The sequence below is a fragment of the Burkholderia sp. AU33545 genome (assembly GCF_020419685.1).
Taxonomy (GTDB): domain Bacteria; phylum Pseudomonadota; class Gammaproteobacteria; order Burkholderiales; family Burkholderiaceae; genus Burkholderia; species Burkholderia diffusa.
On record NZ_JAIZRQ010000008.1, the window covers coordinates 395,273 to 416,737 of the forward strand.

Annotated in this window: 24 protein-coding genes; 15 read left to right on the forward strand and 9 right to left on the reverse strand. The window is 66.7% G+C overall.

All coding sequences use genetic code 11. The annotated features are described in order from the left end of the window. The first annotated feature begins 10 nt into the window (after positions 1-10). Both LGM71_RS26960 and ftsH read left to right on the forward strand, forming a co-directional pair. Positions 11-520 carry a BCAM0308 family protein gene (locus LGM71_RS26960; RefSeq protein WP_226117471.1) on the forward strand — a complete coding sequence of 170 codons (510 nt, stop codon included), beginning with the start codon at positions 11-13 and terminating at the stop codon, positions 518-520. 33 nt (positions 521-553) lie between these two features. Next, the gene (gene ftsH, locus LGM71_RS26965; RefSeq protein WP_226117473.1) at positions 554-2,461 is read left to right on the forward strand and encodes an ATP-dependent zinc metalloprotease FtsH; all 1,908 of its coding nucleotides are present in this window, start codon (positions 554-556) and stop codon (positions 2,459-2,461) included. A gap of 53 nt (positions 2,462-2,514) precedes the next feature. Here the strand turns inward: ftsH and LGM71_RS26970 are convergent, their stop codons facing one another. Further along, on the reverse strand, positions 2,515-4,311 hold the full coding sequence (locus LGM71_RS26970) for an adenosylcobalamin-dependent ribonucleoside-diphosphate reductase (protein WP_226117476.1): 1,797 nt from the start codon (positions 4,309-4,311) through the stop codon (positions 2,515-2,517). A 208-nt stretch (positions 4,312-4,519) separates the two neighbouring features. Here LGM71_RS26970 and LGM71_RS26975 point away from each other — a divergent pair, with 208 nt between their 5' ends. From LGM71_RS26975 to LGM71_RS26990, 4 genes are all read left to right on the forward strand, one after another. Next, positions 4,520-5,455 carry a 1-phosphofructokinase family hexose kinase gene (locus tag LGM71_RS26975; protein WP_175817422.1) on the forward strand — a complete coding sequence of 312 codons (936 nt, stop codon included), beginning with the start codon at positions 4,520-4,522 and terminating at the stop codon, positions 5,453-5,455. A 118-nt stretch (positions 5,456-5,573) separates the two neighbouring features. Further along, positions 5,574-6,368, forward strand: a complete 795-nt coding sequence (locus tag LGM71_RS26980) for a polysaccharide deacetylase family protein (protein ID WP_151048689.1) — start codon at positions 5,574-5,576, stop codon at positions 6,366-6,368. Continuing rightward, complete coding sequence (locus LGM71_RS26985) at positions 6,361-7,617, forward strand: putative glycoside hydrolase (RefSeq protein WP_226117478.1); 1,257 nt, start codon at positions 6,361-6,363, stop codon at positions 7,615-7,617. The genes LGM71_RS26980 and LGM71_RS26985 overlap by 8 nt, the downstream gene beginning before the upstream one ends. 45 nt (positions 7,618-7,662) lie before the next feature. Beyond that, positions 7,663-7,851, forward strand: a complete 189-nt coding sequence (locus LGM71_RS26990; RefSeq protein WP_151048687.1) for a hypothetical protein — start codon at positions 7,663-7,665, stop codon at positions 7,849-7,851. A 44-nt stretch (positions 7,852-7,895) separates the two neighbouring features. On the opposite strand, the gene LGM71_RS26995 is transcribed toward LGM71_RS26990, so the two are convergent. Next, positions 7,896-8,393, reverse strand: a complete 498-nt coding sequence (locus tag LGM71_RS26995) for a lecithin retinol acyltransferase family protein (RefSeq protein WP_059602913.1) — start codon at positions 8,391-8,393, stop codon at positions 7,896-7,898. Between the two features lie 442 nt (positions 8,394-8,835). On the opposite strand from LGM71_RS26995, the gene LGM71_RS27000 reads away from it, so the two are divergent. Together LGM71_RS27000 and LGM71_RS27005 are read left to right on the forward strand one after the other, a co-directional pair. Next, positions 8,836-9,309 carry a carboxypeptidase regulatory-like domain-containing protein gene (locus LGM71_RS27000; RefSeq protein ID WP_151048684.1) on the forward strand — a complete coding sequence of 158 codons (474 nt, stop codon included), beginning with the start codon at positions 8,836-8,838 and terminating at the stop codon, positions 9,307-9,309. A gap of 112 nt (positions 9,310-9,421) precedes the next feature. Further along, positions 9,422-11,800: an exo-beta-N-acetylmuramidase NamZ domain-containing protein gene (locus tag LGM71_RS27005; protein ID WP_264160608.1), complete on the forward strand. Its 2,379-nt coding sequence runs from the start codon at positions 9,422-9,424 to the stop codon at positions 11,798-11,800. Positions 11,801-12,004: 204 nt separating this feature from the next. On the opposite strand, the gene LGM71_RS27010 is transcribed toward LGM71_RS27005, so the two are convergent. Both LGM71_RS27010 and LGM71_RS27015 read right to left on the reverse strand, forming a co-directional pair. After that, complete coding sequence (locus LGM71_RS27010) at positions 12,005-12,376, reverse strand: HPF/RaiA family ribosome-associated protein (protein WP_151048682.1); 372 nt, start codon at positions 12,374-12,376, stop codon at positions 12,005-12,007. 69 nt (positions 12,377-12,445) lie between these two features. After that, positions 12,446-12,796 carry a hypothetical protein gene (locus LGM71_RS27015; RefSeq protein ID WP_226117482.1) on the reverse strand — a complete coding sequence of 117 codons (351 nt, stop codon included), beginning with the start codon at positions 12,794-12,796 and terminating at the stop codon, positions 12,446-12,448. 374 nt (positions 12,797-13,170) lie between these two features. Here LGM71_RS27015 and LGM71_RS27020 point away from each other — a divergent pair, with 374 nt between their 5' ends. Beyond that, on the forward strand, positions 13,171-13,818 hold the full coding sequence (locus LGM71_RS27020) for a BON domain-containing protein (RefSeq protein ID WP_226117484.1): 648 nt from the start codon (positions 13,171-13,173) through the stop codon (positions 13,816-13,818). 110 nt (positions 13,819-13,928) lie between these two features. Here LGM71_RS27020 and groL read toward each other — a convergent pair whose 3' ends face one another. Continuing rightward, on the reverse strand, positions 13,929-15,563 hold the full coding sequence (gene groL, locus LGM71_RS27025) for a chaperonin GroEL (protein ID WP_226117486.1): 1,635 nt from the start codon (positions 15,561-15,563) through the stop codon (positions 13,929-13,931). Positions 15,564-15,745: 182 nt separating this feature from the next. On the opposite strand from groL, the gene LGM71_RS27030 reads away from it, so the two are divergent. Then, complete coding sequence (locus LGM71_RS27030) at positions 15,746-15,883, forward strand: Hsp20 family protein (protein WP_226117517.1); 138 nt, start codon at positions 15,746-15,748, stop codon at positions 15,881-15,883. Between the two features lie 296 nt (positions 15,884-16,179). Next, positions 16,180-16,710 (forward strand): flavodoxin family protein, encoded by a 531-nt coding sequence (locus LGM71_RS27035; RefSeq protein WP_226117488.1) that lies wholly within the window; start codon positions 16,180-16,182, stop codon positions 16,708-16,710. Between the two features lie 96 nt (positions 16,711-16,806). On the opposite strand, the gene LGM71_RS27040 is transcribed toward LGM71_RS27035, so the two are convergent. Both LGM71_RS27040 and LGM71_RS27045 read right to left on the reverse strand, forming a co-directional pair. Beyond that, entirely contained in the window at positions 16,807-17,067 is a 261-nt protein-coding gene (locus LGM71_RS27040; protein WP_059602776.1) for an acyl carrier protein, read from the reverse strand. Next, on the reverse strand, positions 17,064-17,348 hold the full coding sequence (locus LGM71_RS27045; RefSeq protein ID WP_124901646.1) for an E3 binding domain-containing protein: 285 nt from the start codon (positions 17,346-17,348) through the stop codon (positions 17,064-17,066). The genes LGM71_RS27040 and LGM71_RS27045 overlap by 4 nt, the downstream gene beginning before the upstream one ends. Positions 17,349-17,612: 264 nt before the next feature. Between LGM71_RS27045 and LGM71_RS27050 the strand changes: the two genes are divergently transcribed. Then, complete coding sequence (locus LGM71_RS27050) at positions 17,613-18,305, forward strand: CBS domain-containing protein (RefSeq protein ID WP_124901647.1); 693 nt, start codon at positions 17,613-17,615, stop codon at positions 18,303-18,305. A gap of 128 nt (positions 18,306-18,433) precedes the next feature. Here the strand turns inward: LGM71_RS27050 and LGM71_RS27055 are convergent, their stop codons facing one another. Together LGM71_RS27055 and LGM71_RS27060 are read right to left on the reverse strand one after the other, a co-directional pair. Next, complete coding sequence (locus LGM71_RS27055) at positions 18,434-18,907, reverse strand: hypothetical protein (protein ID WP_124625196.1); 474 nt, start codon at positions 18,905-18,907, stop codon at positions 18,434-18,436. A gap of 119 nt (positions 18,908-19,026) precedes the next feature. After that, complete coding sequence (locus tag LGM71_RS27060; RefSeq protein ID WP_124625192.1) at positions 19,027-19,521, reverse strand: CreA family protein; 495 nt, start codon at positions 19,519-19,521, stop codon at positions 19,027-19,029. A gap of 274 nt (positions 19,522-19,795) precedes the next feature. Between LGM71_RS27060 and LGM71_RS27065 the strand changes: the two genes are divergently transcribed. The 3 genes from LGM71_RS27065 to LGM71_RS27075 all read left to right on the forward strand — a co-directional run bounded on the left by LGM71_RS27065 (position 19,796) and on the right by LGM71_RS27075 (position 21,449). Beyond that, entirely contained in the window at positions 19,796-20,212 is a 417-nt protein-coding gene (locus tag LGM71_RS27065; RefSeq protein WP_413226918.1) for a DUF1924 domain-containing protein, read from the forward strand. Positions 20,213-20,299: 87 nt separating this feature from the next. Continuing rightward, entirely contained in the window at positions 20,300-20,746 is a 447-nt protein-coding gene (locus tag LGM71_RS27070) for a diheme cytochrome c (RefSeq protein ID WP_413226919.1), read from the forward strand. After that, positions 20,712-21,449: a cytochrome b/b6 domain-containing protein gene (locus tag LGM71_RS27075; RefSeq protein ID WP_226117492.1), complete on the forward strand. Its 738-nt coding sequence runs from the start codon at positions 20,712-20,714 to the stop codon at positions 21,447-21,449. Before LGM71_RS27070 ends, LGM71_RS27075 begins: the two co-directional genes overlap by 35 nt. Positions 21,450-21,465: the final 16 nt, after the last annotated feature.

Below are 21,465 nucleotides of genomic sequence, written 5' to 3' on the forward strand. Positions count from 1 at the left end.
AGAAACAGCGATGAACCGTTCGCATACCGGCCCCGGCCGAAACCATCTGCGCCGCGACAAGCGCATGCAGCCGCATACGAAGGACAGTTACCGTGATCCGAAGCGGCCGACAGGCGACCACATCTGCGAAGGCTGCGGCGCGGTCTGCGAGGCGGGCCGCTGGACCTGGTCCGCGACCACGCTCGACCGGCGCCAGCTCGAATGCCCGGCCTGCAAGCGCATGCGGGAAAACGTGCCAGCGGGCGAGCTGGTGTTGAACGGCGAGTATCTGCGCGCGCACCGGTCGACGATTCTCGAGTTGCTGGAGCGTCAGGCCGATCTGGAGACGAGCGAGCACGCGCTCGAACGCATCATGGACATCGAGAAATCCGCCGATTCGCTCATCGTTCGAACGACGGGCATGCATATGGTCCGCCGCCTCGGCGAAGCGTTGCTGCATGCGCACCACGGCGATCTCAAGATCAACTATCGCGACGGCGAGGACGTGCTGCGAGCGCACTGGACGCGCGACGACGCGTGAGCGTGTGGTAGTCCACCGGTCAGGTTCGATCCCATGAAAAAAGCATTCGACTACTCCGGGCTGCTGATCCCGATCGCGTTCGCCGTGCTGGTGGCGGTTCAACTGCTGGCGCGCCAGCCGGCGGCGACGTCGATTTCCTACAGCGATTTTCACCACCTGGTGGACGCACGGCTCGTCGACGATCTCGAGATCGGCCAAACGTCGATCTCTGGCACGCTGCGCATGCCGGAGGCCGGCGCCGCGCTGCCCGCGTCCGACGCGGCCGAGGTGAAGGGAGCCGGCCCGCCGTGGCGCTTCACGACGAACCGGGTGAGCGACGAAGGCCTGGTCGCTACGCTGACGACTGCCGGGATTCGCTACCGCGGCGCGACGGATACGGGCTGGATCGGGACGCTCGCGTCATGGATCTTCCCGTTGATCGGCTTCGTCCTGATCTGGAATTTCATGATGCGAAGGCCGGGCGGGATGAGGGACCTGAGCGGCATGGGCAAAAGCCGCGCCCGCGTGTACGTGCAGAAGGAAACCGGCATCACGTTCGACGATATCGCGGGCATCGACGAGGCGAAGGCCGAGTTGCAGCAGATCGTCGCGTTCCTGCGCAACCCCGAACGCTACCAGCGGCTCGGCGGCAAGATCCCGAAGGGCGTGCTGATCGTCGGTGCGCCCGGTACCGGCAAGACGCTGCTGGCCCGTGCGGTCGCCGGCGAGGCCGCGGTGCCGTTCTTCACGATCAGCGGCTCGGCGTTCGTCGAGATGTTCGTCGGCGTCGGCGCGGCGCGCGTGCGCGATCTCTTCGAGCAGGCCCAGCAGAGCGCGCCGTGCATCGTGTTCATCGACGAGCTCGATGCGCTCGGCAAGGCGCGCGGTGTCGGCCTGATGTCGGGCAACGACGAGCGCGAGCAGACGCTGAACCAGTTGCTCGTCGAGATGGACGGCTTTCAGGCCAATTCGGGCGTCATCATCATGGCCGCGACCAACCGGCCGGAGATCCTGGATCCCGCGCTGCTGCGCCCCGGGCGTTTCGACCGTCACATCGCGATCGACCGGCCGGACCTGACCGGGCGCAAGCAGATCCTGGCCGTGCATACGAAGCACGTGAAGCTCGCGCCGGAAGTCGACCTGGCCGAGCTGGCGCAGCGCACGCCGGGCTTCGTCGGCGCCGATCTCGCGAACGTCGTCAACGAAGCCGCGTTGCGTGCGGCCGAACTGGGCAAGCCCGCGATCGGGATGGCCGATTTCGACGAAGCCATCGATCGCGCGATGACCGGCATGGAGCGCAAGAGCCGCGTGATGAACGAACAGGAAAAGCGGACCATCGCGTACCACGAGTCGGGGCATGCGCTCGTCGCGCAAAGCCGCGCGCACTGCGATCCCGTGAAGAAGGTGTCGATCATCCCGCGCGGAATCGCGGCGCTAGGTTACACACAGCAGGTACCGACCGAGGATCGCTACGTGCTGCGCCGGAGCGAATTGCTTGATCGGCTCGACGTATTGCTCGGCGGACGCGTGGCCGAGGAGATCATATTCGGCGACGTGTCGACCGGCGCGCAGAACGATCTCGAACGGGCGACCGCGCTGGCGCGTCACATGGTGATGCAGTACGGAATGAGCGAGAAGGTCGGCCTCGTGACGCTCGACGATGGCGCACGCCAGGGCGCGGCGCCGGGCGTGTGGACGCCGGGCGACGGTCACTGCAGCGAGCACACGGCGCAACTGATCGACGAAGAGGTGCGCGCGCTGCTCGAGGATGCGCATGCGCGGGTCACGGTAACGCTCGGCGAGCAGCGCGATGCGCTCGAACGGATCGCGCGCAGCTTGCTGCAGCACGAATCGATCGATCACGACATGCTGGTGGCGCTCATCGCGCCGGCGGACGATGCCGGCGACACACCCCGGCCGGCGGAAACCGACTCGGAAACGACCACGGGCGTCTCCGCCTGAAGGAACGACCGCCGCGATCGCGCCCGACGCCTGCCGTCGGCTATCGTTATCGTTCAACAACCGATGCAGACAGGGCCGTCGCGCCGCGCGTGCGCCGCGTCATCGGTCACAACCGACGCGAGCCGCGGATCGGGCCGGAAAACCGTGATGCCCTTGAGCCCGTCGCGCCACGCCTGGAAGAACAACGCGTCGACCTCCGCGAGCGAACACTGGCCGGGCATCGTCACGGTCTTCGAGATGCCGGCGTCGACGCACGGCTGCAGCGCCGCGAGCATCGCGACATGATCCTCCGGCGCGATTTCCGCGGCCGTGACGAAATAGCCCGGCAGCTTGACGCTCTCGCCATGCAGCTCGCGGAACAGCCGGTAAGCGTGATTCTCCGCACGAAACGACCGGACCTGCCCGTCGGCGGTGCGGACCATGCGACGCTGCGTCCAGCCGACGGCCGGCTCGATCCCGTTCGAGCAGTTGTCGCAGAACGCGAGGCTCACGCTGCCGGCCGGCGCGAACGACAGCAGATGGCTGTTGCGCAGCCCGTGCCGCGCGATCGCGTGATGCACCTTCAGCGGCAACGGCGTGCGATATGCGGGGCCGGTCAGATAGGCGGCCGGGTCGTAGGCCGGAAACACGCCGCGCTCGGCTGCAAGCGCGGCCGATGCGGCAAACGCATGCTCGCGCATCGTCAGCACGATCCCGCGTGCGAGCGTGCGTGCCTCCACGCTGTCGTAGCGCAGCCGCAGCATCGTCAGCGCGTCGGCCAGCCCGGTCACGCCGACCCCGATGCGCCGTGTCCGCCGCGCCTCGTGCTCGTGCGCGGCGAGCGGCCACGCGGTCAGGTCGAGCACGTTGTCGAGCATGCGGACCTGGATGCGCACCGCGTCGGCGAGTGTCGCGAAGTCGAAGCGCGGCTTCCTGTCGACACCGAACGGATGTAGAACGAACCGCGACAGGTCGATCGGCCCGAGCACACAGCTGCCGTACGACGGCAGCGGCTGTTCGCCGCACGGGTTCGTCGCGTCGATCCGCTCGTGCTCGCGCAGCGGATTCGCGTCGCGGATCGTGTCGAGGAACAGTAGCCCGGGTTCGGCGCTGTCGCGCGCGGCATTGACGATCTCGTGCCAGAGCGTGCGGGCCTGAACCGTCGCGTAAAGGTAACGTCCGTCCGGCCGCCGGGGCGGTGTGCCGGATACGTAGCCTGGCGGTGCGTGATGGACGAGCGCCCACGGCAGGTCGTGCCGGACCGCCTGCATGAACGCGTCCGTGACGCCGACCGACAGGTTGAACGTCGGCCAGCGCGAGCGCCCGCGCTTGGCCGCGACGAATGCGACGAGGTCCGGATGGTCGCAGCGCAGCACACCCATTTGTGCGCCCCGGCGCGGGCCGGAAAACGGCAGCGCCCGGCACATCGTATCGAAGCGGTCAATCGCCGCGCATGCGCCGCGCCCGGATGACAGGCGCCGTTCGTACGCGTCGGCGGGCGGTACCGGCGAGAAGTCGTAGCCAATGCCGCCGCCCATCGCCAGCGTGACCCGTGCGTCGTCGAGTGCATGCGCGAGCGCTGCGTCGAGGGCACGAACGGGCGTGTCGGCCGGAATCGCGAGCGGATGGACGAAGCAATTGATCATCGTGCCGCCGGTATGCGCGCCGGCATTCGCGAGGATGCGGCCCGCGCCGATCGCGCCACGCTGCAGGTTCACGAAAAACGCGCGCTCCACCTGTGCACGGAGCTCGGCCGGCTCGGCGAGCGACAGTGCACGGGCGACGCGATGGAAAACGGCCGCGCGAGACGTCTCGCCGGGCTGCGCGTAGCGTTCGGCAAACACGGTGGTGCAAAGCGGCTGCTCGTCCATGACGGGGCTCGGCGACGATGAATGACTCACTGTAGGAGCCTGCCCGAACGTGTCGTTGATCGAGCGCAACCGTGTCCCTTCGCGACATCGCTTGACGGCGGTCAACGCCTTAACCGGCGTCGAACGTAAGGTGGAGCCACGGCCGGCACGCGGCGGTTGCCGCGAATCGCCGCGCCGTCGCGCCAGCCATCGACTGCGAACCACGCACATGACCGATATCGTTACCGTTACCTTGAACCCGGCCGTCGATGTCGCGACGTCCGTCGAGCACATCGTCGATACGCACAAGCTGCGCTGCGCACGCCCGCGGCGTGACCCCGGCGGCGGCGGGATCAACGTCGCCCGAACCATTCACCGCCTCGGGGGCGACTGCGTCGCGCTGTACCTGGCAGGCGGGCCGACCGGCGACGTATTGACGCTGCTGCTGGAAGCCGAGCGCCTGCCGGCCGTGCGCATCAGGATCGCCGGCGAGACGCGAGAGAACGTCTGCGTGACCGAGACCGCGACCGGGCGCGAATACCGGTTCCTGATGCCGGGGCCGTTGGTCACAGAGGCCGAGTGGCGCGACTGCGCAGCCCGCATCGACGCCATGCAACCGGCGCCGCGCTATCTCGTGCTGAGCGGCAGCCTGCCGCCCGGCGCGCCCGACGATCTCTATGCGACGCTCGCGCGGAAGGCCCGGGCAAGGGGCAGCCGGGTCGTGGTCGATGCGGCGGGCCGGGCGCTGCAAGCGGCCCTCGAGGCCGGTGTTCATCTCGTGAAGCCCAGTCTCGGCGAACTGAGTGCGCTGGCCGGCGAACCGCTCGACGACACGTCGGCATGCCGGAAGGCGAGCGAACTCGTGGCGCGCGGGCAAGCCGACATCGTCGCGTTGACGCTCGGTGCGCGCGGCGCATGGGTCGTCACGCGCGACGGCGCGCTGCGCCTGCCCGGCAGGCCGGCAGCGGTGTGCAGCACGGTCGGCGCCGGCGACAGTTTCGTCGGCGGCATGGTCTGGGCGCTGGCGCGCGGCGTGCCGTTCGACGAAGCGTGCCGCTATGCGCTGGCGGCATCGGCTGCGTCGGTCGAGCACCCGGGCACGGCGCTGTGCACGCGCGACGACGTCGAACGGATTCATGCCGAACTGGTTGCGCAGGCAAGCTGACGACCAGGTGGCCTGACGCGCGCACGATTGCGTCCCCGTACGATCAATCGTTGATCTGGCTCAGCGGTTTTCGCGCCGCGATCGCGAAAAATGGGGCAGCCATTCCACGAGATCTTCCATGGCCTTTCGCCTGCTCGCCTGCCTGCTCCTGTTGTCGTGCGTGCCGCCGGTTTCGTCCGCCGACGTCGCGACCGTCGATTCGCCATCTCAGCGTGTGCTGATCCTGGTCTACCACCGGTTCGCCACCGCGCGACTGGATTCGATGACGGTCCGTACCGAAACGTTCCGCCACCAGCTTCAGGCGATCGAGGCGAACGGCTACCGCATCGTGCCGCTCGCCGACGTCGTGCGCTGGCACGGCGGCCAGGCCGATGCCGTGCCGGCGCGAGCGGTCGCGATCACCGTCGACGACGGCCATCGCTCCGTCTACGACGTGCTGCGCCCATTGCTGGCTGCACATCCCGTGCCGGTCACGCTGTTCATCTATCCCTCGGCTATTTCCAACGCCAGCTATGCGATGACATGGGACCAGTTGCGCGTGCTCGGGCAGTCCGGCGGGTTCGACATCGAGTCCCACACGTACTGGCATCCGAATTTCCGCACCGAACGCGCCCGACTCACGCCGGACGACTACCTGCGCTTCGTGTCGTTCCAGTTGAGCCGGTCCCGCGAACGGCTCGAGTCCGAAACCGGCCAGCCGGTCCGGATGCTGGCCTGGCCGTTCGGCGTCCATGATGCGCAGACCGACCAGTTGGCCGCTCGCCAGGGCTACATCGCGGCATTCACGCTCGATGCGCGCCCCGTTCGCGTCACCGACCCGGCAATGGCGCTGCCGCGCTATCTGATGACGGACGCCTGCGACACACGATGCATGAACGGATTGCTGAGAACCGCCGGGGGAAGTCATGATTGAACGCCTGATCGCCTGTCTGCTCGTGTCGCTCGCCGGATTCGCCGCCCACGCGGCGCCCGTCAAGATCACCGTCGTCGATGCTACGAACGGGCACCCGCTGGCCGGCGCGATCGGCCATGCGTCGGGCGCGAACCGTACCGCGGATCGAGATGGCGCGTTTTCACTGGAGATCGACGCGGCGGTTACACGCCTGAGCGTGCGTGCGCCGGGCTACGCGCGAACCGAAGTCACACTGGCACCCGCCGTGGGCGCACAAACGATCCGCTTGACCCCGATGCGTCCGAAAGCCGTCTATCTGTCCGCTTACGGCGTCGCGGACCGCACGCTGCGCGAGGCGGCGCTGTCACTTCAGGACACGACGGCGATCAACGCGCTCGTCATCGACGTGAAGGGCGACAGCGGCGTGACGCCATATCGCAGCCTGGCGCGTGAGATCTCCGGTGCCGCGAGCAATGTCGCCGGTGCCATCGTTCGTCCGCCCGATCTGCCGGATCTGCTGCGGACGTTCCACGCGCGCGGTCTCTACCTGATTGCCCGCATCGTCGTGTTCAAGGACGACCCGCTGGCTCGCGCTCATCCCGAGTGGGCCGTGCGCGATGCAGCCGGCGAGATCTGGCAGGACCACGAGCATCAGCGCTGGATCGACCCGACGTCGCGCGCCGCCTGGCAACACAACTACGACGTCGCGGAAGAGGCCGCCCGCATGGGTTTCGACGAAATCCAGTTCGACTACCTGCGTTTTCCCGACGCCAACGGCCTCCGGTTCGCCGAGCCCAATACCGAGGCCAACCGGGTCGAGGCGATCACCGGATTCCTGATCGGTGCGCGGGAGCGGCTGCGTCCGTACAACCTCTACGTGTCGGCGGACATTTTCGGGTACGTCTGCTGGAACAGCGACGACACCTCGATCGGGCAGCGGCTCGACGCGCTCGGACCGGTCGTCGACTATGTGTCGCCGATGCTCTATCCATCAGGCTTTACGTGGGGTTTGCCCGGCTGCCGGAAGCCCACCGAACATTCCGGCGAGATCGTCGCACGGTCGCTGGCCGAGGCGAAGCGCCGGACCGGACTGGACGGTGTCCGGTTTCGGCCGTGGCTCCAGGCGTTTCGCGACTATGCGTTCGATCGCCGGCCGTTCGATGCCGACGAGATCCGCGCACAGGTCGATGCGGCCGATGCGGCGGGCACGGACGGCTGGATGCTGTGGAATCCGCGCAATCGCTACGATCCTGCCGCGTTGCCGCGCTGAGCGGCAGGTGCGGACGGGCGCGAACGTGCAGGAGTCGAATCGATCATGCCGTGGAATGACGAGCGTTATCCGCCCTCGATGCGGAATCTGCCGCCGGCTGTTCGCGGCAAGGCGATCGAGATTGCCAACGCGCTGCTGCGGCAGGGGCGCACCGAGGGCAGCGCGATCCGCATTGCGATCGCGCAGGCGAAACGGTGGGGGCGTGCGCGTGCCGTCTTGCGGGGCCGCGGGTGATGGTCGAGTCGACGAATGACTGAGCGACCGCCCTGCCGTCGATACTAGGCCGAATACCGTGCCGGGCATTCGCGCCCGGCCATCGCCGGATGCAGTCGCGCGGCCAGAACGCACGCCATCAGCATGACGGCGACCGCGATGCCGTGCGCCGGGTTGCGCAGACACGACGCGACCTGCTCGCTTCTCCCCACACCGAACAGGCACCACAGGCAGAAATGCTCGCAGTTGTTCGTGAGCAGCCGGTATTGGCATTCGCCAAGGCGCGAGGCCGCGCGGCGCGCGGCTTCCGTTCCGTCGTACAGCGTGCGCGCGTGGCGAATGACCGCGAACCCGAAGCCGGCACGGAAACCGTCCAGGGTGACGACCTCGACCGGTCCGACGCTCGCATGGCGTGACCATCCCGCGTAGTGAATCACGTTGCCGTCGCCGATGTAGATCCCGTGATGGAGATAGCCGGGGCGGCGGGTCACGAGGTGGGCACCGACCGGCGGTTCGCCATCCAGCGTGGCGTCCTCGGCGTGCGCTGCGGTCGAATCGATCATCGCGAGCTCCTCGGTCCTGCGGCGGCGGGGCGGAAGCGTCACGCGCCGGCCGCGAAACACGTTGCGTCCTGTCACGTCTCCAGTATTGACAGTGAAGCCGCACGGGACAATCAGCGTGGCCTGAACTTGCTGTCCGACATCGGGCCGCCGTGTCGGAAATTTCCGACGGGGCATGCAATATCGGCTGACAGCCGTCACGGACGATTGCGCCGTCGGTATCCCGCTCCCCGTGTTTTCAGGCGTGCCGCACGGGCAGATGAGGCGCGATGACTACTCGTTCGGCTTCGACAGGCGCGCACTTGACCTGAGTCAACGGGAAATCGACGTTCCGCGCGACGCTGACATCGTCGTCGACACCAATGCGCGACGTCACCGCACGCAGCCCGTTCCGCGACCGGACGGGCGGCATCGCAGCCATGCGTGCTCAATCAGGAGAGTGAAGATGTGGACCGGAACCGTGAAGATGCTGCTGGCAGCCTGTCTGCTGAACATCGGTGCGAACGTGCTGGCTCAAACGTCGACCGAGCCGATCGTGCGCAACGGTGTCGCTTATATCACCGGCGGAATCGGCCAGGACGAGGTCACTGCATTTCGCGATGTCGCGCCTCGCTACAACCTGAGGATCACGTTCGCATCGAAGAGGGGCCATTATCTTTCCGATGTCGATGTCACGCTGTCGTCCGGCAAGTCGACGATTCTCGACGCACGCACGATGGGCCCGTTCCTGTTCGCGCGCGTGCCGCCGGGGCGATATACCGTGTCCGCGCACGACAGGGCCGTTCAGGAAGTCCGGCACGTCGTCGTACCGGCGCGCGGCGCCGTCGATGTGCGCTTTTACTGGCACGACCCCGAACGGCACGGCGCGATACGTCTGTGTGCCGAATGTTCCGGATCGCAGGAGCAGCCGGCCCGCTAGCCGCGCGTTTTTCGCTCAGGCGCCGCGCGGCGGGAATGCGCGGCGCTCGCGTCATCGACGTGGCGGGCCTCCGCTCGCAGTTCGACTCAGCCGATGCGCTCGGCACGAAGGAATGGATGCAGTGGAACAGGCTCGATCGCTACGATCCCGCTGTGCTGCCGCGCTGACCGGCGCGCTGCTGTTCATGCTTGCATCAGCCGGTGCGCACGCGGAATCCGACACGGTCGTGGCGCAGCAGCAGACCGCCGCGATCGACGAGGCGATCGCCGGCGAGATCGCCGATGGCCATCTTGCCGGCGCGGTGGTCGTGACGGGCGACGCGGACGGCGTGCGGGTGCGCGTCGCGCGCGGCCTGCGCGTGACGGGCGAGCACGTCGAGGCGATGACGGCCGATACCGTCTTCGATCTTGCGTCGCTGACCAAGCCGGTGGCGACGGCGGTCGCGATCATGCAGCTCGCGGAGCGCGGCATGCTGAGCCTCGACGCGCCGGCCGCGCGCTACTGGCCCGCGTTCGGAGCGCACGACAAGGCCGGCATCACGATCCGCCAGTTGCTCGCGCATGTATCGGGGCTGCCGGCCGGCGTGTCGTCGTTCCGGGCGCTGCGCAGCCGTGCTGCCGTGCTGGCCGACATCGTCGCGATGACACCCGGCGCGCCGGCCGGCACACAGGTGCGCTACAGCGACGTGAACTACGTGGTGCTTGGCGAGATCGTCGAGCGTGTGTCGCATCGGCCGCTCGACGCGTGGTGCGCCGCGCATGTGTTCGCGCCGCTCGGGATGGCGAGCACCGCGTTCCGGCCACCGGCGCCGCTGTTCGCGCGCGTGGCGCCCACCACCGTTCGCGATGGCCGCCTGCTCCGGGGAAGTGTCCACGATCCCGTCGCGGCCGCGATGGGTGGCGTTGCCGGCAATGCGGGCCTGTTCGCGAGTGCGGACGATCTGGCGCGCTTCGCGCGCATGTTGCTGAACGGCGGTTCGCTCGGCCCCGTGCGCGTGCTGACGCGACGCAGCGTGGCCGCGCTCGAGACGCCGGCCACGCTCGACGCGGAAGGCGACCTGCACACGCCCGGCTGGGCGGTCGGGCCGCCGCTCGTCGCGAACCGCTACCGGCTACCGCCGGTCGGCGCGCTGCAACACCTCGGCTACACGGGCACGGCGCTGTGGATCGATCCCGTGACGCGCCGCTTCGCGATCGTGCTCACGAGCCGGCTGTACCCCGACGAAACCGGCACGGCCATGCCATTGCGCGCGCTCGTGCTCGGCATCGTCTCGAGCGAGGCCGCGCCCGTGACGTCGTCGTGGATCGCGACGCGCGTGCCCGCGATGGCGCCGGCGCTCGCGCAGGTCGCCCGGTTGCCGGCTTCGCGCGGGCCGGTTCTGGCCGGCATCGACGTGCTCGCCGCGAGCGGTTTCGCGGCCGTCGCAGGCAAGCGCATTGCGCTCGTCACGAACCACAGCGGCTTCGACCGGTTTGGCCGGCGCACGGTCGACCTGCTCGCGCAGGCACCGGGCGCGCGGCTCGTCGCTCTGTTCGCGCCCGAGCACGGGCTCGGCACCGACGTCGACGAGACCTTCGGCGACACGGTCGACGCCGCGACCGGTGTGGTCGTTCACAGTCTCTACGGCGATCGCCGCAGGATCGCGCCCGCACTGCTCGCCGATGCCGACGTGCTGGTGCTCGACCTGCAGGACGCAGGCGTACGCTTTTTCACGTACCTGGCCACCCTCGGTTACGCGCTCGAGGCCGCCGCCGCCGCGCATCGCCCGGTGCTCGTGCTCGACCGCCCGGACCCGCTGGGCGGCGATGTGGTCGGCGGCCCCGTCGCCGATGCCGGGCCGGCCACGTTCACCGGCTATTACCCGTTGCCGCTCCAGCCCGGCATGACGCTCGGCGAACTGGCGCGACTGTTCAATGACCGCCTGCATATCGGTGCGGCGCTGACCGTGGTGCCGATGGCGAATTACGTGCGCGCGATGCGCTTCGGCGATACCGGGCTCGGCTGGGTACCTCCATCGCCGAACCTGCGCGATGGCGCCGCGATGTCGCTGTACCCGGAGACGGGGCTCATCGAGGGAGCGGCGGTCAGTGTCGGGCGCGGCACAGAGACACCGTTCGGCGTGGTTGGCGCGCCGTGGATCGACGGGCGCGTCCTCGCGGGCGATCTTCGCGCGATGCGGCTGGACGCGACGTTCTCGGCGGTCCGCTTCGTGCCAGCGGAGGGGCCGTATCGCGGCAGGGTATGCGAGGGGGTGCGCATCGAACGGCCGCCCGGCGCGGCGCGGCCGGGCGAGATCGGGCTGGCACTCGCACTGGCGCTGCACCGGCGTTATCCGGCGCGGTTCCGGATCGATGCGATCCGTGCATCGGTCGGTTCGCGCGAGGTGGCGGACATGCTGGAGGCGGGGCGATCGCTCGACGAGATCGAGCGCGTGGTTGTCGCGCAGGATGCGGCGTTCGCGCCTGAGAGAGCAGCATTTCTGCTGTACTGAACGGATGGCAAACAGGCGGCGGACGTGCATGGCATGCGCGACGCATGCCATGGCGCGACGTGCGGAGAATGGGCGGCAGAATGCCGGAACGGGCGCTCGTTTCGGTCGGACTCGCGGTGGAGCGTCTGCGCACCATCGTGGCAGGCACCGATCGGCGCGCGCGTTGCGCGGCTGTCCACGGGCGCACGCTCGCGCAACTGCACGCTATTCGTGCGCCTCGGATTGCGTGGCAGGACCGGCCGGATGTTCATCGTGCCGTTTGCCGCGGCCTCGCTGCTTGCGTCCCGTGTCTTCGAGCATTCTCGTGACGTTGCCGAAGGCATTGCGCAGCGCGACGTAGACGTCCTCGTCGTGTTCTTTGCTGGATACCAGTTGATGTCCGGGAATCGTGATTTCGATCCGGATATTGAACGGTTTCCCCTGATGATCGTGCTTCTCGTCCAGCACGACATTGACCCTGCAATGCGAGATGTCCTGCCGGAATCGATCGAGTTTGGATACATGGCGGGCGGCTTCCGCCTCGAGCGCGTCCGAGCGCGGCATGCCTTGAAATACCAGTTCGTAAGGTGGCTTCATTGTTTGATCCGTTGATGGTTGATGAATGCCGGTCGTGCCTCGTCGTGCCGGCTTTCCAGAGATTCCGATTCAGAACGTGGCGATCTGAAGAGCGACATCGAACGCGATGACCACTGCCGAGCACAGAACACCGAGCGTCATGTTCGCGAGCCGATGCCCGACGTCCGGATGCTTGCCAGACCATGCCGTAATGAAGAACAACCCGTCGAGAATCACCTGCAATGCAAATACGAACAGCATCAGCGTGAACTCGTAGCCGGCCTGCGGCAGTTGCGCAAAATTCCAGCCATGCCGGCTCACCCAATAGCTGATCCGATACACCTCATATCCGGCCAGCAGCAAGGGAAACACGTAGGAAACGAAATAGGTCGGCAAGGTCGCATGCCGAAACTCGGGTAGGAATTGATGTCCGGTCTGCATGGTTGCCTCCCAACCTGAACGCGTACGTCAGGACGATGTCGTCCACGTTTTCAGCCTAGGCTTCCGGGGCGACCGCCGCTTGACACGCATCAACGGCGACTTTCATAGACCGCGTCGGCCCGCGGAAACGCGACGATTTCATCGAGAGAGTGTCCAGGCCAGGGCATAACGCGGACACGACAAGGTTTGACCAACATCAACGGCGTGTGTACGGCACCCCTTCATTGTGAATGCGAGCCTGACGCGGTTACGACCGGCATCGGTCGACCGATCGGCGATATGAGCGCCCCGTGATCGGCTGGAAGAGAGCAATTCCGATCGTGCCATCGACGCGAAACCGATCCGCTGAACCTGCAATCCGACAGGAGACCGACATGAAGTCCGATGCGAAACTCAAACACGATGTCGAACAGGAACTGTCCCGGGATCCGGCTGTCGACGCGCGCCAGATCGAGGTCACGGTGCGCGACGGTGCCGTGACGCTGCTGGGCATGGTCTCGAGCTGGGCGCAGAAGTTCGCGGCGCAGAAGGCGGTCCAGCGCGTCGGCGGAGTGCGTGTGCTGCTGCTGGAACTCGAAATCGCCGCGCCGGCAGCCAGTCGCTCGGACGCGGAACTGGAAGCCAGGATCATGTCTGCGCTCGACTGGCAGGAAGCGTTGCAGGACCAGTCGATCCGTGTCGAGGTCGACCATGGCCGCGTGACGCTCGACGGCGAAGTGGAGTGGGGTTTTCAGCGTCAAGCGGCAGAGGCGCTGGTGAGCCGGATGGCCGGCGTCGTCGGCGTCGCGAACCGCATTCAAGTGCGCGCCGCCCATACCGCGCAGGACATCTGCGCCGAGATTGCGGATGCGTTGGCTCGCCGTGCACAGCGAAAAGGTGCGGCGATCGCCATCGAGGTGGCGAACGGTGTCGTCACGCTGACCGGCACGGTCGATTCGATGGCGGAGAAGCGCGCCGCGTGCGGTGCGGCATGGTCAGTCAAGGGCGTGCGCGAAGTTGTCGATCATCTGACGATTGGATGACCTGACGGATACGTGAATCATTATTCAGTATCACTGACGCAATACGTGGCTTGAATCAACACCCGGCTGCTGGCGAGTCGTACGAGATCCACCGGCGGCACGCGAATGGCTCAGCCGAGTTCGGCGCCCCAGTTTCCCGATTGCGCGGCGCCCGGTGACGCGGCCGTGCGTGGGCGATGCGCGATCATGCAATCGGTCGTGAGCAGCAGCGACGCGACCGAAATCGCGTTCTGTAGCGCCGAACGCGCGACCTTGACCGGATCGACGATTCCGGCAGCAATCATGTCCCCATATGTCGCCGTCGCCGCGTCATAGCCGAACGCTCCGGTTGCGACATCGACCGCGTGTACGACGGCCTGTGCGTCCGCTCCGGCATTTTCGGCAATCTGACGCAGCGGGGACGCCAGTGCGTCGTGCACGATCCGCGCGCCGGTGCGCTGCACATCCGTCAGGTATGTGCCATTGCCTACGAGCGCGCGCCGTGCACGCAGCAGTGCGACGCCACCGCCCGGCACAATGCCTTCCTCCATCGCGGCGCGCGTCGCATGCAACGCATCCTCGAAGCGATTCTTGCGCTCGCGCAGCGCGGTTTCCGTCGCGGCGCCGACGCGAATCACCGCGACGCCGCCCGCGAGTTTCGTCAGCCGGCGTGTCAGCGCGTCGCGCTCGTATCCGGCCGGTGTCGCCGCGATGCGTGTACGCAGCGCCTGGACGCGGTCGTCGATGTGCTGGCGTTCGCCTCGCCCGGCGATGACGGTCGTCGTCTCGCGCGTGATCTCCACGCGCCGCGCGGCACCGAGATCGTCCAGCGTCGTGCGCTCGAGTGTCCGGCCAGCCTGAGCGGAAATGACCGTCGCGCCAGTCAGCGCGGCGAGGTCGGCGAGCTGCTCGGTGCGTGCCTCGCCGAATCCGGGCGAGCGGATCGCGCACGATTTCAGCGTGCCGCGCAGGTGGTTGACGACAAGGGTCGCCAGCGCTTCGCCTTCCACTTCGTTCGCGACGACGAGAAGCGGCTTGCCGGTGCTGCTGAGCGCCTCGAGTACCGGCAGCAGTTGTGCGATCGCGCTGATGTTCATGTCGCAGAGCAGGATGCGCGGCTCGTCAAGGACGACGCGATGATTGTCCGAATCGACGAACAGCGGCGACAGATAACCGCGATCGATCAGCGAGCCGTCCACCGTCTCGAGCTCGTCGTCGAGCTTCGTGCCGTCCTCGATGCTGATCGCGCCGTCCCTGCCCACACGCTCGACGGCCTGTGCGACAAGCGCGCCGATCGTGCTGTCGCCGCTGGCGGAAATCGTCGCGATCTGGCGCATCTCGTCAGCGCTCGCGCACGGTTTCGACAAGCGGTGCAGTTCGGCGACCACGTCGCGGCCGGCCGCTTCGATCGCGCGCTTGAGCGCCATCGGATCGTGCCCGGCAGTGACGCACTTGATGCCTTCGGCAACGATTGCCTGTGCCAGGGTGGTGGCAGTGGTCGTGCCGTCGCCGGCGACTTCGCTCGTGCGGGTCGCCACTTCGCGCAACAACTGGGCGCCCATTTCCTCGAACGGGTCGGGCAGGTCGACAGCGCCGGCGACGACGACGCCCGAGTTCGCAACCAGCGGCGCGGCGCCGGTCCGCTCGACGATCACGTTGCGGCCGCCCGGGCCGAGCGTGATCTTGACTGCCTCGGCAATCGCGTTGACGCCTTTGAGCAGCCGTTGGCGAGCATCCTGGTGAAAGACAAGCGATTTTGCGGGCACGATACACCTCCTCTGCGACGAAGCCGGGCACGACGCGTCTCGGGACCGGCGCCGATACGGATATTCCACCTGCCGGCGCGTCGTGCCGATTGACCTGGGTCAACGAGCGCAATGCGTTTCGCACCGCGTGTGCTCGCCCAAGCGCCTTCGGTCTCTCGATCCTGAGCGTTGATCTCCGTCAATTGCCGCCGTCATCGCCAATCGAGAATGACAGAAACAAGATCGAGGCGTCGTTCCAGAAAGGCATTCTGACGGTCACGCTGCCGAAGACGCCGGAAACGCACAAGGCCGAGAAGAAGATCGAGGTCAAGGCAGGCTGAAACTGGTTGCAGGCATCCGCCGACGCATGCCGGCGGATGCCGGTGCACATGCTTTCCGTATTCTTCTCGATCGCTCGATCATGCCGTGAAACACCGACATTGGGACGGTCGATGAAAGGCGATCCTGCATTCGCCATGCATGCAGAGCCGATAACCGGGATATCGGCCACGGCGCCATTGCGCCAGTGGTTGCACCGTCGCGTGCAATCCGCCCACACGGGACCGATTTTCTTCAGATCGCCCGCGCGTCATGGCGAATGGATTCAACGGACGCACGCGCCACCCGACAAGCGTGCATGAGGGAGGTCGTCATGTATGCCGGCAAGGTTCTCGTCGTATTCTATTCGCGCACCGGCACGACCCGCCGGGCCGCGTCCGCGTTGGCCGAGATGCTCGACGCCGACGTCGAGGAAATCGTCGTGACGCGCGATCGCACGGGCCCGTTCGGCTATCTGCGTTCGCTCGTCGAGGCAATCAATCAGAAGCCGGCGGAGATCGTCGCTGCGAAGCGCGACCCGTCCGCGTACGATCTCGTGGTGATCGGTTCCCCGGTCTGGGCAGGCTGCGTATCGTCGCCGGTGCGGGCGTATCTCGTCGCGAATCAGCGGCGCCTGCCGCGTGTCGCATTCTTTTGCAGCTTCGCGCAACGTGGTGCGGACGCCGCACTAACGCAAATGCGGACGCTGGCACGCAAGTCGCCGCTCGCCGAATGTCGCGTGACGCCGCGCGAAACGTTGCATGGCGATGCCAGCCCGATTCTGGCGGCATTTGCCGAACAGGCAGCGCGCAGGCTGGTGGAAGCGGTCGCGACGCCTGCGGCGCGCTGAAGCATGCGCGGGCGCACGGGACCGTGCGCCCTCGTGTAACGGTGTGGCGGACGCTCCGACGTCGGCGCAAACGCCAGCTTGCGCGATGGACCGGCCTCAAGAAACCGGTCGGTGTGCGTCTGCGGCCGCGAGATAGCCGACGATATCGTCGAGCGTAACCAGACGACCATAGTCGCGCTCCGGGATCTCGACCTTCAGCCGCGCATGAAGGCCCGTCAGAAAATTGAGCCAGTCCATCGAATCGAGATCGACCTGACTGCGCAGCGGACGATCCGCACGCAGCGTCGACGGGTCGAGTTCCGGCGCGACGGATGCAAGCGTTTCCAGTACGACCGAAAGGATGTCTGCATTGTTCATCGGTTCAACTCCTCGGGGTGCTGCAGCAATTCACCCAGTTCAACCAGGAACAGCGCACCGCGATGGCCGTCGGATACGCAGCCGCGATAACCCGTCTCGTTGCCGGAGAGCGCCCGCCGGGGCGTGCCGGCCGCAGGCGAACCCGCCGCCGCGATCGCCCGTTCGACGTCCGCAAGCGTCACCGAGCCTGTCGGGCCAGTGCCCGTCACACTGTCGGGATCGACCTGGTGCTGCTGCGCAAGCTTGCGCGCGGCTGGCACATCCGGGATCGGGGGCGCCATGTGTGGCCCGTCCGACGCCCGATTCGACCGTGGCCGACACTTGCGTCGCAAGTGCAAAGAACCGGTGATCGCGGATCACGACGCCGCTTGAACGCCTGGATCGCCGCATCTGCGGTGCAATCGGCTGTCGGTTGACATCGCTCAAGCTTGTCCCGGGTTTCCGAGTGAAGCATTCATCTTGCAGGCCAGCCGGTCTCAGTGAGTGCGTGCAGCTTTTCGCCGCAGACCAGCCGGCGAGGGGCCAACGCATTGAAGGAGCACCTTATGCGAGCGCGTGACGTGATGACGACCGCGGTCATTTCCGCCAGTCCGGAGATGAGCGTTCAGGAGACCGCGAAGCTGCTCGTGGAGCACTCGATCAGCGCGGTTCCCGTAATCGATGCGGACGGAAAGCTGATCGGGATCGTCAGCGAAGGCGACCTTGTGCACCGCGTCGAAATTGGCACGCATGCCAGGCGCCGCTCCTGGTGGCTGGAGCTTCTTGCGTCCAGCCGTGAATTGGCCAGCGAGTATGTAAAGGAACACGCGCAGACCGTGAAGGACCTGATGACTGTCGACGTCGTCACGGTCGCCGAGGACACGCCGCTGTCCGAAGTTGCCGAATTGCTGGAACGGCACCGCATCAAGCGCGTGCCAGTCGTCGACAACGGCAAGGTGGCAGGCCTGGTGAGTCGAGCCGATCTCGTGCGCGCGCTTGCCAGCGAGACGAACGACAAACGGAAGTCGGTCGCGCATGCGGACGTCGAGATACGCGAGGCGATACTGAATGCGATGTCTGGCCAACGCTGGGCGCTAACGCGAGGCCAGATCATCGTCAGGAACGGCAAGGTACATCTATGGGGCGTGATCTTCAGCGAAGAGGAGCGCAAAGCGGTGTGCGTGGCAGCCCAGACTGTACCGGGCGTCAAACAGGTGATCAGCCATCTCGTCTATCCTCTTACGCTTCCCTCGATGTAAACGTAAGCGGTCGACACACATCAGCGGGGAAAAGGGCGGTGCTCACGTCGATGCCGAGTGGCGCACGAGCGTGCATTCGTGCTGCGCGAAGCAGCACGAACGCGAACACGAGAGACTACCTCGACCGGTCAGAACTGCTGATCGTAGTTGAGGCGGACATGCTCGGGCTGCGCGAGGCCGTCTCTCGTGATCGTGAGATTGATGTGATAGACACCTTTCCAACGTGCGTCGAACACGTTCCCGTACGTGACCGCATTGCCGTCCTGCGTCGGGTCGAGTGCTATCCGCGTCGATTTTGAATGGAAGGCACTGGCTTCGCTTCGCGGTCCCTGCACGACAGCAACGACGTGAGCATTGTCAATGCGCTTTCCGTTCGACCTGTCGAACAGGGCGACCGTGAGCAGGAACAGGTTCACGTTGTTCGATGCCACGCCGGAACCGCCGCCCGGCGTAGCGGCGCGACTCGCCGGAACCACACCGTAGTGGACGACGAGCTTGCCCGTCGTCACGCTGCGCGTCAGGTCGTTCGCACCGGCGGTCGATACCGCGCCGACAAGCAATGCCAGCCAGGCAAGCAGCACAAGAAAAATTCGCGATCGCATCGGGGCCTCCTCGGCGGTGGATTTACCGCATCGGCAATGCGCACGCAAAGCGACCGGAATCTTGCTTCCATGCTGACATCTCGCGAAAACGCAGGCTTGACGCACGTCATGCCGCCGCATCATTCGGCGGATGCGTCCGTTCCACCCCAGTGCACCGGCAAGCGGACGACATCCACATGCCCCGGGAGATCGCCCGCCACGTCGCTTTCCATGTACGAGAAGTAGACGACGACGAGACGCCGGAGATCGACAATCCGGACCACGTGTATCGATCCAAACACCGGATCGACGGATTCGTCGAACACCTGAGCCAGCCGCGGCAAGCGGGCGGTCGTGGCGAGCGTTCCGGTCTGGTGGCAGGACACCGATGCTCCGGCGCCATGTCTGTCGCGCAAGGACGGTCGTTCGTCGCGCGCGTGCGGCTCCGAGACGAAGCACGTTACTCCGTGGAGCTTCGGGTCGTCGTACGCGGATATGCCGATATGTGCACCGTAGCGCTGAGAGTGTGGCGGAATGCGCGCCAGTTCCTCCGCATCGACGACGGATGCGCAGGAGATCGCCAGCGCGACGGACGCAATCCATGTACGTGTTCGCAGCGTGATCATCGCCAGCATCCTCGACTGATCGGCAAAACTGTCTCGGCAGGACTCCCGTGCAACGAGACGGATTGAACTTCAGACTAGGTGCCTGCCGGTATCGAACGCTTGACTTGCGTCAAGGCGGGATGAACGGGTGGCCGGATGCTTGCTGCAAGAGCGGCCGATCGGGCGCGACGCAACGGCCATGTGGCGGGCGGCATCGCACTCGCGACACGGCGCGCGCATCCGTGCGTTAAGAATCCGGTAAGGAATTCTCCCGAAGATGAACGCATCGCTCAGGAGAACCACGATGCGCATATCCGACTCGGTTCGCATGCTATGCCTGGCAGGCCTGGGGGCTGCCATATGCGTGGCCGCCATCGCCGACGCAGGTGCCGAAACGCCGGCCCAGTTGCTGGCCGGCTACACGGCACAGTCAGGCGTCGGCGCCATGCCGTCGCGCGGTCAGCAGTTCTTCACGTCCCGACATGGGCGCGACTGGAGCTGCGCGACCTGCCATGGCGGCACGCCGACCGGTGCAGGCACGCACATCGTTACCGGTAAGACCATCGAGCCGCTTGCGCCCGCTTTCAACCCGGCCCGGTTCACGGACGGCGCCAGGACCGAAAAGTGGTTCCGCAGAAACTGCAAGGACGTCGTCGGGCGCGAATGCTCGTCGGCCGAGAAGGCCGACGTCCTGAGCTGGCTCATGAGTCTGAAACCCTGACGGCGAACGATCATGAACAACGTCGACTCGACGAAGTCGCCGCGCAGGATCGCCGCGCGGCGCCATGCACGCGCAAGCGTGCTCGCGATGCTGCTGATGTCGCTGCTGCCGTGCGCGGCACGGGCGGAAGACGAAATGCGCAGCGTCGCGATTCAATTACTGCCGAAGTACCGGCAGGAGTGCGCGACCTGCCATGTCGCCTATCCGCCCGGGGCGCTGCCCGCCGAATCGTGGCGACGCATCCTGAACGGTCTCGACCATCACTTCGGCACCGATGCGACGCTGGACCGGACAACGATCGGGCAACTGGAGACATGGCTGACGGCACATGCGGCGACGGGCGGCGCGGCGCGCCGTCCCCCGGAAGACAGGATTACCCGGTCGGCGTGGTTCGCCGCCACGCACGACGAGGTTCCTGCGTCCGTGTGGCGCAGCGCTGCAGTGAAGCGGCCGTCGAATTGCGCCGCATGTCATACGCAAGCAGACAAAGGAAATTTCGATGAACGATTCGTCCGCATCCCGAGTACACGGTGAACCGGCACCCTCGCGTCCCGCACGGATACTGGTCTGGGACGCTCCGCTGCGCGTATTCCACTGGCTGAGCGTCATTGCCTTCGCCGGCGCGTGGCTGACCGCCGAGAGCGAGCGATGGCGGCTGATGCACGTCGCGTTCGGCTACACGATGCTGGCGCTCGTCGCGTTTCGCGTCGTTTGGGGCGTGGCCGGCACGCGTCATGCGCGGTTCTCGTCGTTCGTGCGTTCGCCGGCGGCCGCTTTCCGCTACGTCCTGAGCCTCGCGAAAGGCCGGCCCGAACATCACGTCGGCCACAACCCCGCCGGCGCGGTGGCGATCGTCGCCATGCTGGCGATGATGGTCGTCACGGGGGTGACCGGCTGGGGGGCCTACACCGGAAACGGCGAGTCGTTCGGTGATCTGCATGAGGGCGCGGCGAACGCCATGCTCGCGCTCGTCGTGTTCCATGTCGCCGCCGTTCTCGTCAGCAGCGTCGTGCATCGTGAGAATCTGGCCGGCGCGATGGTGACCGGCTACAAGCGCGGTGCGCCGATCGATGGCATCCGGCGTGCGTGGTGGGGGATCGCTGTCGTGATGACGGCCGCGGTGATCGGCTGGTGGTGGACGCAATGGCAGGCGGCACCGCAGCCCGCTCGAGCGGACCGGCCCGTCGCGACGGACACCGGCCGCCCCGCGCACAGCGCGGGCGGGGACGACGACTGACGGCCACCGGCGGAGT

Coding starts and splice junctions, on each gene's coding strand:
- LGM71_RS26960 (WP_226117471.1), top strand. CDS start 11: ATGAACCGTTCGCATACCGGCCCCGGCCGAAACCATCTGCGCCGCGAC.
- ftsH (WP_226117473.1), top strand. CDS start 554: ATGAAAAAAGCATTCGACTACTCCGGGCTGCTGATCCCGATCGCGTTC.
- LGM71_RS26970 (WP_226117476.1), bottom strand. CDS start 4,311: ATGGACGAGCAGCCGCTTTGCACCACCGTGTTTGCCGAACGCTACGCG.
- LGM71_RS26975 (WP_175817422.1), top strand. CDS start 4,520: ATGACCGATATCGTTACCGTTACCTTGAACCCGGCCGTCGATGTCGCG.
- LGM71_RS26980 (WP_151048689.1), top strand. CDS start 5,574: ATGGCCTTTCGCCTGCTCGCCTGCCTGCTCCTGTTGTCGTGCGTGCCG.
- LGM71_RS26985 (WP_226117478.1), top strand. CDS start 6,361: ATGATTGAACGCCTGATCGCCTGTCTGCTCGTGTCGCTCGCCGGATTC.
- LGM71_RS26990 (WP_151048687.1), top strand. CDS start 7,663: ATGCCGTGGAATGACGAGCGTTATCCGCCCTCGATGCGGAATCTGCCG.
- LGM71_RS26995 (WP_059602913.1), bottom strand. CDS start 8,393: ATGATCGATTCGACCGCAGCGCACGCCGAGGACGCCACGCTGGATGGC.
- LGM71_RS27000 (WP_151048684.1), top strand. CDS start 8,836: ATGTGGACCGGAACCGTGAAGATGCTGCTGGCAGCCTGTCTGCTGAAC.
- LGM71_RS27005 (WP_264160608.1), top strand. CDS start 9,422: ATGGATGCAGTGGAACAGGCTCGATCGCTACGATCCCGCTGTGCTGCC.
- LGM71_RS27010 (WP_151048682.1), bottom strand. CDS start 12,376: ATGAAGCCACCTTACGAACTGGTATTTCAAGGCATGCCGCGCTCGGAC.
- LGM71_RS27015 (WP_226117482.1), bottom strand. CDS start 12,796: ATGCAGACCGGACATCAATTCCTACCCGAGTTTCGGCATGCGACCTTG.
- LGM71_RS27020 (WP_226117484.1), top strand. CDS start 13,171: ATGAAGTCCGATGCGAAACTCAAACACGATGTCGAACAGGAACTGTCC.
- LGM71_RS27035 (WP_226117488.1), top strand. CDS start 16,180: ATGAGGGAGGTCGTCATGTATGCCGGCAAGGTTCTCGTCGTATTCTAT.
- LGM71_RS27040 (WP_059602776.1), bottom strand. CDS start 17,067: ATGAACAATGCAGACATCCTTTCGGTCGTACTGGAAACGCTTGCATCC.
- LGM71_RS27045 (WP_124901646.1), bottom strand. CDS start 17,348: ATGGCGCCCCCGATCCCGGATGTGCCAGCCGCGCGCAAGCTTGCGCAG.
- LGM71_RS27050 (WP_124901647.1), top strand. CDS start 17,613: ATGCGAGCGCGTGACGTGATGACGACCGCGGTCATTTCCGCCAGTCCG.
- LGM71_RS27055 (WP_124625196.1), bottom strand. CDS start 18,907: ATGCGATCGCGAATTTTTCTTGTGCTGCTTGCCTGGCTGGCATTGCTT.
- LGM71_RS27060 (WP_124625192.1), bottom strand. CDS start 19,521: ATGCTGGCGATGATCACGCTGCGAACACGTACATGGATTGCGTCCGTC.
- LGM71_RS27065 (WP_413226918.1), top strand. CDS start 19,796: ATGCGCATATCCGACTCGGTTCGCATGCTATGCCTGGCAGGCCTGGGG.
- LGM71_RS27070 (WP_413226919.1), top strand. CDS start 20,300: ATGCTGCTGATGTCGCTGCTGCCGTGCGCGGCACGGGCGGAAGACGAA.
- LGM71_RS27075 (WP_226117492.1), top strand. CDS start 20,712: ATGAACGATTCGTCCGCATCCCGAGTACACGGTGAACCGGCACCCTCG.